This is a genomic window from Kitasatospora sp. NPDC054795, from assembly GCF_053611565.1.
Map to the genome: position 1 here is coordinate 1 of NZ_JBSHAP010000195.1, position 12,623 is coordinate 12,623.

Below are 12,623 nucleotides of genomic sequence, written 5' to 3' on the forward strand. Positions count from 1 at the left end.
CGAAGGCCGGGCCCGACGCACACAGTGCATCGGGCCCGGCCTTGTTGCGTAGTAGCGGGGACAGGATTTGAACCTGCGACCTCTGGGTTATGAGCCCAGCGAGCTACCGAGCTGCTCCACCCCGCGTCGGTGACACCGACTCTACGGCACAGCCCGCACAGAACGAAATCTCATTTCCGCGGCCGTCGAGAAAATGCCTGCGGCAGGTGGCTGCGGCGGCCCAGGAAATCCATCATGAGCATCACCTGCCGGATGGCTGGTCACCGGCGGACAGCCCGTACGCAATCGCAGCCTCGGAGACGAGTTGGCTCCGGGCGACCGTCGCCCTGACCGTCCACCGCATGCACGGCGACGACACTCAGGTCGGGCGGTTCAGCTCCCGAAAGGGGCTGCATGCTGCCAGCGCACCCCACTCCCGTGCACCCGGATCCTCTCCAGGCCCGGCCTGTGCCGTCGGGGCGGCCCGACACGTTTCACCCCATGACGCTGCTGCCCGTTCGCCCGATCGCCACGACCAAGTCGTTGACGCCGGAACGGCATCGTCCGCAGCCGCTGCCTCGGCGGTTCCGGCCGGGCACGGCCCGGTGCCGTGGGCGTTGGACGGGACGCTGCTCGCTGTGGACTTCTCGGCCGCCGACAACGAGCCCGTAGTTCCGACTGGACGATCGCCCGCGTGACGCATGGGGCGCCGCCTTCGCGCCCGACGCCGGCTACGTCCTTGCCGCCACCCAGCACGAGGCCCTACGCCTGGACGCCGACGGCGCGGTGCACTGGCGGATCCCCTTCACAGCCCCGGCGCACTCCACGATCGGGCTCGCCAACTGCGCCTTCTCACTGGACCGTTCGCATGTATGGATCTTTCGGCCGGACGCCATGCTGGGCCGGGGCGACGGCGGAGACCGCTGGCTGGTCGTGGACGCCGCCGACGGGCGGGTGATCGCCGAGTACGCCCTGCCCACGGTCGGGCAGGGCGCCCACCAGGTGGCCCACCCCGACGGCACCGAGCTGTGCCGCTTCGCCGTCGAGCGCCTCGAAAAGCTTCAGTCGTCTGTCACCTCTCACGCGCCTCTCACGGACTGGGTGTCATGAGGCGGCATCGGGTGTCACGCATGCTGGACATCGCAGGCTCTGACCTGCGGGTTCTGGACTGAACGGACGGTCCGTCGCCCCCTTTCGCCTGCTGGGGGTCAAGGGGTCGCAGGTTCAAATCCTGTCGTCCCGACAGTGATGTCGGAAGGCCGTTGGCCGGGAGAAATCCCAGGTCAGCAGCCTTTTTGTTGATGGTGTGGCAGGTGGCGGGAAGCTGCGACGCCGCCGTTTTGTGATCTTGCTGGGGACCGCAGGCGTCGGCCGAGGGCGGTCGCAGCCCGGTGCGGCGGCCGCGCTTTCGCGCCTGCACGAGGTCGCCGGCCTGCCGGCCCGGGGAGCCGTGGGCGGTCCTCTCGCCGAGACCGCCCTGGTTGCCCGCCCGTTGCTGCACCGCGTCGGCCTCCCCGTCCCCGGCGGCCCGCTCAACTGCGCCATCGCCCCTGACCTGACGATCCGCTACGCCCGTCCGGCTGCCTGGGCGACGACGACACCCTGCTGGTCGCCGGCACCTTGCGCCGCGTCCTCCACCTCGCCGCCACTCGGCTGTGGTCCTGGCGCGACGAAGGCGGCGACGAAACCTACTGGGCGCGCCACCTGGCCCGGTCCGTCGAGGCCGCCGCCCTCTGGCCCGCCCTCACCGCCGGGCCCTGCTCCGTCCTCCCATCGCCTCCGCCGCTGACCGGCCCGACCTGGTCGGTGACGGAGCAGCGCGGTATCCGTACAGTTCGACGTCCCGACCCCCAGTAGCCTTCGGAAGATAGGGTTCCGTCCATGGAGTTCCAGGTCCTCGGCCCCGTGTCGGTCAGCGGGAGCGATGGGCCGTTGCCGCTCGGGCCCGCCAAGCGGCGCAGCCTGCTCGCGATGCTGTTGCTGCGGGCCAATGTCGCGGTCTCCGTCGACGCACTCACCAAGGCGCTGTGGGACGGCGAACCTCCCCTGCACGCCCGCACCGTGATCCAAGGCCATGTCTCGCGCCTGCGGGCACTGTTGGCGGGCGTCGACGCATCGGCGTACGGCGTCGAGCTGAGCACGCGCGGCTCCGCGTACCACCTGGAACTGCCGGAGACGCTGCTCGACGCCCACCGCTTCGGAGGTCTTGTGGCGCTCGCCCGCCGTGCCACCGACCCCGGTGACAGGGCCGCGCTGCTCACCGAGGCGCTCGCCCTGTGGCAGGGCCCCGCGCTGGCCGGCGCCTACCCGTCGCCGCTGCTTCGCTCCGCGGCGCACACCTTGGACGAGGCGCGGCTTGCAGCGGTCGAGCTGCTTGCCGACACGTACGTCGTGGGCGGTGAACACGAGCGCGCTGTCCAGCTGTTGCGGCCGGAGACCGGGGCCCATCCGCTGCGCGAGCCGCTGGCCGCCCGGCTGGTCGAGGTGCTGCACCACGCGGGGCGTTCCTCGGAGGCCCTGGACGCCTACCACCGCGCCCGCCAGGTCCTCGCCGACGAGCTCGGTGTCGCTCCGGGCGCCGAGCTGACCGCCGCCTTCACCCTCGCCCTCGGCCCCGACAGTGCCCCCGCGGCCCGGGCCGATGCGTGCCAACCTGCCCTGGAACCAGTTCGGTTCCGGCCGAACCTGCTGCCTCGTACCCCGCGCGGATTCCACGGCCGCACCGCCGAGAGCGCCGCGCTGACCGCGGCCGCGGCCGGACCTGACGGGCCGGTCGTCGTGGTCACCGGGCCCGCGGGGGTCGGCAAGACCGCACTGGCCGTGCACTGGGCGGCCAGCCTGCACTCGGACTTCCCCGATGGGACGCTCTACGCCGATCTGCGCGGGTTCAGCGACACTTCGGACCCCGAACCGGCCGAGCTGCTGCGGGAGTTCCTCGTCGCTCTCGACGTTCCACCGCGCCGGATGCCCGAGTCGGCGCACGCCGCCGGTGCCCTGTTCCGCTCGCTCACCGCCGAACTGCGCCTGCTCGTCGTCCTCGACAATGCCCGTACCTCCGCCCAGGTGCGCCCGCTGCTGCCCACAGGACCCGGCTGTGTCACCGTGGTCACCAGCCGTGCCCGCCTCACCGGTCTCGTCGCCTCCGACGCCGCCCGCATCCTCGCCCTCGACGTCCTCGCCATCGACGACAGCGTGGCCCTGCTCACCCGTGTCCTCGGCGAGCAGCGCATCGCCGCCGAGCCTCAAGCGGCCCGCCGTACGGCCGAGTTGTGCGGAGGGCTGCCGCTCGCGCTGCGGGTCGCCGCCGCTCGGCTCGTGGAACTCCCCGCCCTCGGCATCGCCTCCCTCGTCGACCGGCTCGTCGACGAGCGCCAGCGGCTCGCGCTGCTCGCCGCCGAGGACATCGGCGTCGCCTCCGCGTTGCGGCTCACCACCGCCCACCTCCCCGCCGACGCAGCGCAGCTGTTCACCGCGCTCGGCCATCACCCGGGCACACACGTCGACCGCTTCAGCGCCGCCGCGCTCGCCGGCACGACCCCGCCGGATGCGGCCCGCGCCCTCGATCGCCTGGTCGCCGCGCACCTGCTCACCGAGACCGCCCCCGGCTGCTACGTCCTGCACGATCTGGTCCGGCTCTATGCGCGTGGCCAGAGCCACGACGCGGCCGCCCGCACCGCGGCCCGGCTGCGACTGTACGACCACTGCGTGGCGACCGCGCTGTCCGCGTCCGAGGCCGCGGAACCTGGCGGGGAGCCCGCCTTCATGCAGCCCGATGACTTTCAACAGCCGCCCGCAGTACGGGACTTCACCAGCCGCGAGCAGGCGCTCGGCTGGTTCGCCGCCGAACGCGACGACCTCGCCCTGATCGCGGCTGCGGCCCGCGCCGAGGACCGGCCCGAGCGGGCCTGGCGGATCGCCGTGACCCAGTGGCCGTTCGTGGTCTGGCGGGTCCTCGCCGACTGGGCGCCCACGCTGGAGGCCGCCCTCGCCGACGCCCGGGCCTGCGCCGACCCCTATGCCGAGGCCCGCGTCCTGACCTTGCTCGGCTGGGTGCTCGCCGAGGAGGGCCGAACTGCCGAGGCCGTCCGGCACCTGCGCGTCGCGCCCGAACTCGCGGCCCGCGCAGGCGACGTACTCGGTGAGGCCACCGCCCTGGTCAACCTCGCCGCGGCCCTCCCCGACGACGAACCCGGCGCCGCCGAAACGGCCTGCACCCGAGCCCTCGCTCTCGCCACCGAGGCCGACGACGCGCACACCCGGATGCTCGCGCTCCAGCACCTGGCCCGCATCCACCTCGGCGCGGGCCGCCACCGGCAGGCGTACGAGGCGGCCGAGATGGCGCTCGGCCTCGGCCCCGAGCACGAGGCGGTTGCCCGGCGCGTGCTCCTGCGTACCTGGCAGGGCGAGGCGCTGGCCGGGCTCGGCGACACCGCGGCCGGGCGGCGCTGCCTCGCGCAGGCCGCGCTTGAGGCCGAGCAGACCGGCTACGACGCGGGCGCCGTCGCCGCGCTCGATGCCCTGCTGCACATCGCCGACCAGGACGCACTGCCCGAACTGCGGCGTCGGCACGCGGCGGCGCATGCCAGGTTCCGGGAGCGTTAGCCACGCGTTAGCACCGCCGCCGCGCTCGTTAGTGATCTGCCAGCGCGCCGCAACACCCTCGTTCGTGCAAGGGGAAGCGACCTCGTGCAGGATCGCGACCCACGAACGAGAACCGGGGGAACCAGCCATGCGCACCACCACCCGTCCCGCCCTGCTCGCCGTCGGCGCCGTCGTCACGCTCGCCCTGTCCCTGACCGCCTGCAACGACGGCAGCGGCACGCAGGACAGCGCCGTCGGCACCGGCGCATCATCAGCCGCCCCGTCGGGTGCCACCTCGGCCCCGGCCGCGGGCTCGGCCTCGGCCTCGGCGCCGTCCGGGGGCAAGACGAGCACGAGCGGTGGTGGCAGCAAGCCCTCCGGCACTGGTGGGGGCGGCGTCATCGCGGCGTGCACGACCAAGAACACCTCGGTGACGTTCCTCCAGTCCTCGGGTCACGCCAGTGACGCGCAGGCCGCCGCCGCCACCCTCAAGATCACCAACAGCTCGGGTGCCCCCTGCACCATCGTCGGCCCGACGACCGTGGTCGCCAACGACGATCAGGGCAAGGCGAGCCCGGTCTCGGGGGACAACTCCAACGACGGCTCGGCCGCGGTCGACGTCCCGGCGGGCGCCACGGTGGTGGCGGACGTGCTGTACAACGACGTGAACGGCGAGGGCACCACGTCGGCCCGTTACACCTGCCCGGTGCAGGCGTCCCACGTCAAGGTCGCGCTTCCCAAGGACGCGGGCACCACGGTGAACGTGATGAAGGCGAACGGCTCGCCCGGCGGTGTCTTCAGCGTCTGCGGCACCGACTTCAAGGTCGGAGCCTTCGCGGCACGGTAGAGCGTGGGGCCTCTGTACGCAGTTGCCCGCCGAGCGTGGCCGAGGGGCGCGGCGGAAGGGAAGGGGATCGGTGGGGCCTCGTTGGGGACCACACGTCGTTCGCCATCTCCTCCGAGGTGTCCTTCGGTGAACGAACGACGCGGGTTGTCTATCGGCTGACGTGCAGCGATGGCTGTGGCCCGGCGACCGGGGGCCAAGGGGGCGCAGGTTCGAATCCTGTCGTCCCGACATTGTGTCGGAAGGCCGTTGGCCGGGAGAAATTCCTGGTCAGCGGCCTTTTTGTTGATGGTCCGGCAGGTGGTGAGCAGCTGCGACGCCGCCGTTTTGTGATCTTGCTGGGGCCGGCCAGGGACCGCAGCCGTTGGTCGGAGGGCCGCCGCAATCCGGTGCGGCGACCTCGCGCACCGGCACCGGCCCGACGTCGTGGTGATGGACATCCGGAAGCCAGCGCTCGACGGGGTCCAGGCGACCGCGCGGCTCACCCGGGAACTGTCCGAGTGTCGGGTCCTCGCGCCGGGCACCTTCGACATGGACGAGTACGTGGTGGCCGCCCTGCGCGCCGGCGCGTCCGGGTTCCTGCCCGAGGACTGCTCCCCCGAGGAGCTCTCGGCCGCCGTGCGCACGGTGCACACGGGGGAGCGGGGCCGGTTGCCCCGGTTGCCCCGGTTGCCCCGAGCCGCCGCGAGGCCGTCCGGTGCCCGGCCCCCGCGCGCGGGAGCCGGCCCGAAGGGTGGGTCAGCGGCAGAGGGCCGCGTCCAGGGCGGCCGCCATGTGCTGCACGCCGTCCTCGAACGGGACGGTGGTGACCGTGATGTTGGCGGCGCGGCCGTCGTCGGTGACGCCGCCGCGGGACCGGTAGCCGCGGGCGGTGCCACCGTGACCCCAGGCCAGGCCGCCGCAGGAGAGCGGCTTGCTCTGCAGGCCCAGACCGTAGCGGACACCCGGGCCCAGGAGTTCGGCGGGGACGGTGGTGCGCATCTCGGCGAGCTGCGCCGGGGGCAGGAGCCGGCCGCCGAGGAGCGCGGTGAAGAACGAGTTGAGGTCGGTGTTGGTGGAGACGATCGCCCCGGCCGCCCAGGCTATCGAGGAGTCCATCTCGGTGAAGTCGACCAGGGGCGCGTCCGGCGAGCTGCGGGTGTAGCCCTTGGGGTGGGCCTCGTGGATGGTGGTGTCGCCGGGGGTGGGGAAGTAGGTGTGGCGCAGGCCGATGCGGTCGATGACGCGCTTGGTGACCTCCTCGCCGACGGGCCGTCCGGTGACCTTCTGGATGATCAGTCCGGCGACCAGGTAGTTGGTGTTGCTGTACTCCCAGCTGGTTCCCGAGGGGAAGCGGGCCTTCTGGGCGAGGGCGCCGTCGAGGAGGTCGCGGGGCTCGAAGTAGCGGAACTGCACGGCGGTTTCGTCCGAGAGGGCCGGGGCTTCCAGGTAGTCGGGCAGGCCGCTGGTGTGCTGGAGCAGCTGCCGGACGGTGATGTTGCGTCCGTCGATGCCGTCGCCGCGCAGCAGCCCCGGCAGGTAGGTCTCGACGGGGGCGTCGAGGCCGACCTTTCCCTCGGCGACGAGCTGGAGGACGACGACGGCGGTGAAGGTCTTGGTGTTGCTGCCGGCGCGTATCTGCCCGTCGACGGGGGGCTTGGCCCCGGTGGCGAGGTCGCCGATGCCCGCGGTGTAGGTGCGGGTGCGGCCGTCACGGCCCTTCACGGAGGCCAGCGCGGCGGGCAGGCCGTCGTCCTTCACCAGCGCGTTCAGGCTCTGCTGGACGCCGTCCGGCTTGCCGCCCGCGAATGCCGCGGTCGGTGCCAGCGTCCCGGCCGCCATGACACCGGCGGCCACGGCGGTCACGACCGCCACCGCCCGGTGCCGGCCGCTCCGGCGGGAACGTCGGACGCGGCTGTGCGGTGTGTGCTCGTACACGGAGGAACTCCTCTGCCGAAGGGGGAATTGCCGGGCTGTGCGGGTTCCGCGCGCCGAGGCGTGCCGGGGCGCGCGGAACCCGTTGGTGGTGCCGGTGCGGATCGCGGATGCTCAGGCCGGACCGGGGAGGGTCCGCGGGGTCAGCGGCACAGTGCCGCGTCCACCGTGGCCTTGACGTGCTGCTCGGCCTCGGCGCCCGGGATCACGGTCACCGCGATGCCGGCGGCGCGGCCGTCGTCGGTGGCGCCCCCGGCGGTGTAGTAGCCCGGGATGGTCCCGCCGTGGCCCCAGTACAGGCCGCCGCACGACAGCGGATGGCTCACCAGGCCCAGCCCGTAGCGGACGCCGGGACCCACCTCGTCGGCGGGGACGGTGGTGCGCATCTGGGCGAGCTGCGCCGTGGGCAGGAGCCGGCCGCCGAGGAGCGCGGTGTAGAAGCGGTTGATGTCGCCGGTGGTGGAGACGACGGCGCCTGCCGCCCAACCCCAGGAGGGGTCCAGCTCGGTGTAGTCGCGGAGCGAGCCGTCGGCTTCCCGGTTGTAGCCCTTGGGGTGGGCCTCGTGGATGGTGGTGTCGCCGGGGGTGGGGAAGTAGGTGTGGCGCAGGCCGATGCGGTCGACGATGCGCCGGTTGACCTCCTCGCCGAGCGGCCGCCCGGTGACCTTCTGGATGATCAGGCCGGCCAGCAGGTAGTTGGTGTTGCTGTACTCCCAGCGTGTACCCGGGGCGAAGTGGGCTTTCTGGGTCAGAGCCGCGTCGAGGAGCTCACGCGGTTCGTAGTACCGGTTCGGGCTGGTGAGGATGGAGTCCTTGTCCACGTACTCGGGCAGGCCGCTGGTGTGCTGGAGCAGCTGCCGGACGGTGATGTTGCGTCCGTCGATGCCGTCGCCGCGCAGCAGCCCCGGCAGGTAGGTCTCGACGGGGGCGTCGAGGCCGACCTTTCCCTCGGCGACGAGCTGGAGGACGACGACGGCGGTGAAGGTCTTGGTGTTGCTGCCGATCCGTACCTGCCCGTCGACGGGGGGCTTGGCCCCGGTGGCGAGGTCGCCGACGCCCGCGGTGTAGGTGCGGGTGCGGCCGTCACGGCCCTTCACGGAGGCCAGCGCGGCGGGCACGCCGTCGTCCTTCACCAGCGCGTTCAGGCTCTGCTGGACGCCGTCCGGCTTGCCGCCCGCGAATGCCGCGGTCGGTGCCAGCGCCCCGGCCGCCATGACACCGGCGGCCACGGCGGTCACGACCGCCACCGCCCGGTGCCGGCCGCCCCGGCGGGAACGTCGGACGCGGCTGTGCGGTGCATTCTCGTACACGGAGGAACCCCTCTGGATGGACCGTTCCGGTGATTTCCGGCCTTGGTCAAGAGGACCATTCAGAAGTGGGGGAGTTCGTCCGCACCCAGGACGAGACCGAACCTGGGAGCCGGCTCCGGGAGATGCCCCCGGGCAGGACCGTGCTCCTGGCCCAGGGCGGGGACAGGACCACCCGCCACGCCCGCGGGAGGAAAGGGTCCCTTGGCCGGCACCGGGCTGCCCGGGGCTGGTTCCGTCGGTCGGCGTGCGGTCGGTCTACTGCCTGCCGGAGCGGGGCCTCGGGAGGCGGCGGGTGGCACGGGCGGAGACCAGGGGGCCGGGGGGCGGAGGCCGGTGAGGCCGACAGGGGGGGATGTGGCCGGGAACGCGGACAGGGACCGGTGCCGGGTGGCGCCGGTCCCTGTCGGGCCGCGGGGGTGGGGCGAGGTCAGTAGGAGTCGGGGGTGTGCTGCTGCGGCGGGTGGGTGTCCCTGGGGGTGAAGGCGGTGGCCCAGGGGGTGGTGACGGTTTCCAGGATGCCGGGGGCCCGGGCCGGCGCCGGGGCGGGCTGCGGGGGGAGGGGTTCGGCGGCGCGGAGCTCGTCGATGCTCCTGGTCATGCCGGTCTTGAGGCGGGGCGTCAGGGGCTTCTCGATGAGCCGGTGGACCAGCCAGGAGGCGACGAGCATGCCGGTGACGACGATGGCGACCGCTGTCCAGGGCTTGGTGCCGTGGTCGTAGAGGGCGCGCAGGGCGGTCCAGCCCATGGCCTCGTGGAGGAGGTAGAGGGGGTAGGTGAGGGCGCCGGCGAAGGTGAGCCAGCGCCACTGGATCCGGGAGCCCCAGCCCATGGCCACCGCGGTGATCACGAGGTAGGAGAGGGTGGTCAGCAGGACGGCGGGCCAGGTCGGCAGCTCGGGCCGGCCCAGGACGGTGTTCACGTCGTGCTGGTGCTGGATGGTGTAGAGCACCGAGAGGATCCAGCTGATCCCGACGATGCCGAAGAGCATGAGGTTGGGACCGTACCGGTGGACCAGGTAGAGCGCGAGGCCGGCGACGAAGAACGAGGAGACGTCCGACATCGCGAAGAACTCCAGGACCGGCCACTTGGTGCTCGCCGAGACGATGCCGGCGACCGTCCAGATCGAGCAGAAGGCCACGATCCGCCGGTAGGTCACGCCCTGCCACACCACGATGGCGAACAGCAGGTAGAAGCGCAGCTCGGCCCAGAGCGTCCAGTAGACGGCGTCGACGTTCGGGATCCCCAGGCCCACGTGGAACATGGTGAGGTTGGCGAGGACCTGCTCCGAGGGGAGCGGCTGGCGCACGAGCGGCCACATCGTCACGACCGCGGTGGTGAGCAGGACGGCGAACCAGTACGCGGGGTAGAGCCGGATGACCCGGGAGCGGACGAAGTCGCCCACCGGACGGCCCCAACTGCTCATGCAGATCACGAAGCCGCTGATCACGAAGAACAGGCAGATGCCCGTCCAGAGGTACGCGGCGGGCGCGGAGGCGCGGTGGAACACCTGCTCGGCCGGCTTGCCCCAGGCGCTGATCTCGGGCTTGGTACCGCCGCCGTAGCCGATGTAGTGGTGGAAGACCACCATCAGCGCGGCCAGGATGCGCAGGCCGTCCAGGACGGCGAGTCGGCCGCCCTTGGCGGATTTGCGGCGGCCCGAGGAACCTGGTCGTTGCCGGGGGAAAATGCTCACGGCTGACGATAACGCACGTCCTGTAAGCCGCTTGCAGACCCCTGTGCATGACAGGGCAGGGCGGCGACGGGCTGCGGCAGGGCGTTTTCCCGTGGTCGAGGCACATGCTGGGACGGGCGGGGCCGCCTCCGGAAGCGGACGGTGCGGCAGGGCAGGGCAGGGCAGGGCAGGGCAGGGCAGGGCAGGGCAGGGCAGGGCCGGGCCGGGACGGGGACGGACGGTGCGATCGGGGAAGGCAGGGGAAGGCCGGGGACGGCCGGCCCTCGGGAGTTCCTGACGCGCGCGCCCTGGCGCGGGAGTGGAGCACCACCCCGCACCAGGACGCACGACGGACCGGCGCGCGGAGGGCGCGCCGGTCGGTGGACGCCGGCCGGAGCGCGTCGGTCAGAGCGTGCCGGTGATCGTGGTGCCCGTGTGGTTGCCCGGGACGGCGGTGAGGTCGAGGTTCTCGGGGGCGGCCCAGGTGCCGTCGTTGTGGCGGGCGGTGAGCAGGACCCTGTTGTCCGTAGTGGCGATGGCGAACACGGCGTCGGTGTCGACGGGCGCGGCGCTGATGCTGGTACCCGTGACGTTGCCGATGACGCCGCCGAGGGAGGTCACGGGCTGCCAGGTGTGGTTGAGGTAGCGCATGGTGTGGTACTGGCCGTCGCTCGCGATGAGGGCGAGGTTGAGGTTGTCGCCCTGGCGGGAGACGGCGACGCCGCTCACCGGGCCGGTGCTGCCCGCGGCCTCGGAGACCGCCCCCCAGGTGCCCCAGCTGCCGGAACCGGTGCGCAGCGTGTGGTAGACCTTTCCGCCGGCCACGGCCGCGATGTGCAGTTCGGGTCCGGCGTCCCCGGACGCCCCGGCGGCGGAGATGGCGGTGATGCCGTTGAGCGGGCCGGTGACGTCGGTGACCACGTTGAACGAGGTCCACTGGCCGGCGCCGTTGCGGATGGAGTGGTAGAGGGTGCCGTTGGCGACCACGACCACGTGCAGGTTGTCGCTGATGGAGGCGATGGAGACCTGGGTGATGCCGCTGAGGTCCGTGAGGGCGACGTTGAGGTCGGCGAAGGTCTGCTTCCAGCTGCCGTCGAGGTTGCGGATGGCGTAGTGGAGGTGCCCGTCGCCACCCAGGGCGACGATGTGGGTGTCGGCATTGATGCCGGCCGAGGCGACGGCGCGCACCCCGCCGATGTTGCCGGCCGTGGCCTGGACGTCCTCGTACGGGGTCCACGTGCCGTCGTAGAGACGGCTCGCGAAGTAGAGGTTGGCGTCGCTGCGCACCAGGGCCTGGGTCTTCCAGCCCAGGGACTTCGCCCGGGTCTGCTGCACCCAGCCGGCGACGTTGTCGACGCGGGTGTTGTAGGCGCCGGTGCGGGTCTCGGTGGCGGGCACGCCCAGGCAGCCGCCCTGCCAGGAGCGGGAGGCGACGGCGACCAGCTCGGCCTTGCCGCCGGTCTCGCGGATCACGGGGGCGCCGGTGTCGCCCTTGCAGATCGCCGCGCCGCCGGTGCCGGTCGTGCCGAGGCCGGCGGCGGCCACGGTGTCGAGCGAGAAGGCGCCGGTGTGGAGCTTGAGCGGAGCCCACTCGTCCTTGGTCCGGCCGTACGCGGGCACGCGCAGCGTCTGCCCGACGGTCGGCGCGGCCGTGGCGACCGCCAGCGGGGCGATGCCGTCGACGGGCGTGGCCAGCCGGGCCATGACGAGGTCACGGCCGGCGTACGGCACCAGCTCGGACACCTCGGCGGTCCTGCCGCCCGTGGTGGTCAGGTCGGTGCGGCCGACGGTGGCAACGGTCTTCCACTTCGGCGCGCCGGCCGCCAGCGCCTGCGGCTGCGCCGGGTCGTCGGAGAAGCACGACGCGGCGGTCAGCACCCAGTTGCGGTCGACCAGTGCACCGGTGCAGGCGCGCAGGGTGTCGCCGATCGCCAGGCGCGCGGTGAAGGCGTAGGACCCGTCGGCGGCCGCGTTGCCGACCACGGCGCCGGCCGGGGGCGTGGCGAGGGTCGTCAGGGCGCCGGCGGCGAGGACGGCGGTCAGCGCGCCCGCCCGCAGGTTGCGGGACGAGGAGGTGCGAAGCATGAGGTGTTCTTCCCAACGTGAAGGGCGGATGCGGTGGTGGTGGTCAGCCGGTGACGGTCAGCTCGACGAGGGCGGCCGGGTCGCTGCCGGTGCCCACGCCGACTCCCTGGAAGCCGTTCGTGGGGACGTCGACGGTCTGGGTGGTGGTGCCGACGGTGAGGCCGGCGCGGACCGCGCGGCCGCCGCTGGTCTGGACGAAGAAGACGTCGGGCAGCTGGAGGGAGAGGGTTCCCGTGGT

The 12,623-nt window shown here is 72.8% G+C and carries 7 protein-coding genes, 1 tRNA gene and 2 pseudogenes; 4 read left to right on the plus strand and 6 right to left on the minus strand.

Going from position 1 to position 12,623, the window contains the following annotated elements; genetic code table 11:
* Nucleotides 1–52 precede the first annotated feature (52 nt).
* Nucleotides 53–126: transfer RNA gene (locus tag ACWGJO_RS38935), tRNA-Met, on the minus strand.
* Nucleotides 127–873: 747 nt separating this feature from the next.
* On the opposite strand from ACWGJO_RS38935, the gene ACWGJO_RS38940 reads away from it, so the two are divergent.
* The 4 genes and pseudogenes from ACWGJO_RS38940 to ACWGJO_RS38955 form a co-directional block, all read left to right on the plus strand.
* Entirely contained in the window at nt 874–1,089 is a 216-nt protein-coding gene (locus ACWGJO_RS38940; RefSeq protein ID WP_452190357.1) for a hypothetical protein, read from the plus strand.
* 771 nt (nt 1,090–1,860) lie between these two features.
* Nucleotides 1,861–4,581 carry a BTAD domain-containing putative transcriptional regulator gene (locus ACWGJO_RS38945; protein ID WP_452190359.1) on the plus strand — a complete coding sequence of 907 codons (2,721 nt, stop codon included), beginning with the start codon at nt 1,861–1,863 and terminating at the stop codon, nt 4,579–4,581.
* A gap of 127 nt (nt 4,582–4,708) precedes the next feature.
* Entirely contained in the window at nt 4,709–5,407 is a 699-nt protein-coding gene (locus tag ACWGJO_RS38950) for a DUF4232 domain-containing protein (RefSeq protein WP_452190361.1), read from the plus strand.
* 429 nt (nt 5,408–5,836) lie between these two features.
* Nucleotides 5,837–5,968, plus strand: a pseudogene (locus tag ACWGJO_RS38955) (DNA-binding response regulator); the annotation flags it as partial.
* 174 nt (nt 5,969–6,142) lie between these two features.
* Here the strand turns inward: ACWGJO_RS38955 and ACWGJO_RS38960 are convergent.
* The 5 genes and pseudogenes from ACWGJO_RS38960 to ACWGJO_RS38980 form a co-directional block, all read right to left on the minus strand.
* Entirely contained in the window at nt 6,143–7,321 is a 1,179-nt protein-coding gene (locus ACWGJO_RS38960) for a serine hydrolase domain-containing protein (RefSeq protein WP_452190362.1), read from the minus strand.
* Nucleotides 7,322–7,461: 140 nt separating this feature from the next.
* Entirely contained in the window at nt 7,462–8,565 is a 1,104-nt protein-coding gene (locus ACWGJO_RS38965) for a serine hydrolase domain-containing protein (RefSeq protein WP_452190366.1), read from the minus strand.
* Nucleotides 8,566–9,055: 490 nt separating this feature from the next.
* Complete coding sequence (locus ACWGJO_RS38970; RefSeq protein ID WP_452190364.1) at nt 9,056–10,321, minus strand: acyltransferase family protein; 1,266 nt, start codon at nt 10,319–10,321, stop codon at nt 9,056–9,058.
* Between the two features lie 384 nt (nt 10,322–10,705).
* On the minus strand, nt 10,706–12,385 hold the full coding sequence (locus ACWGJO_RS38975; RefSeq protein WP_452190365.1) for a trypsin-like serine protease: 1,680 nt from the start codon (nt 12,383–12,385) through the stop codon (nt 10,706–10,708).
* 43 nt (nt 12,386–12,428) lie between these two features.
* A pseudogene (locus ACWGJO_RS38980) lies at nt 12,429–12,623 on the minus strand (hypothetical protein); the annotation flags it as partial.

What these genes read in the sequence shown, in the direction of transcription:
- ACWGJO_RS38950 (WP_452190361.1), top strand. Translation starts at nt 4,709, where the DNA reads ATGCGCACCACCACCCGTCCCGCCCTGCTCGCCGTCGGCGCCGTCGTC.
- ACWGJO_RS38975 (WP_452190365.1), bottom strand. Translation starts at nt 12,385, where the DNA reads ATGCTTCGCACCTCCTCGTCCCGCAACCTGCGGGCGGGCGCGCTGACC.
- ACWGJO_RS38945 (WP_452190359.1), top strand. Translation starts at nt 1,861, where the DNA reads ATGGAGTTCCAGGTCCTCGGCCCCGTGTCGGTCAGCGGGAGCGATGGG.
- ACWGJO_RS38940 (WP_452190357.1), top strand. Translation starts at nt 874, where the DNA reads ATGCTGGGCCGGGGCGACGGCGGAGACCGCTGGCTGGTCGTGGACGCC.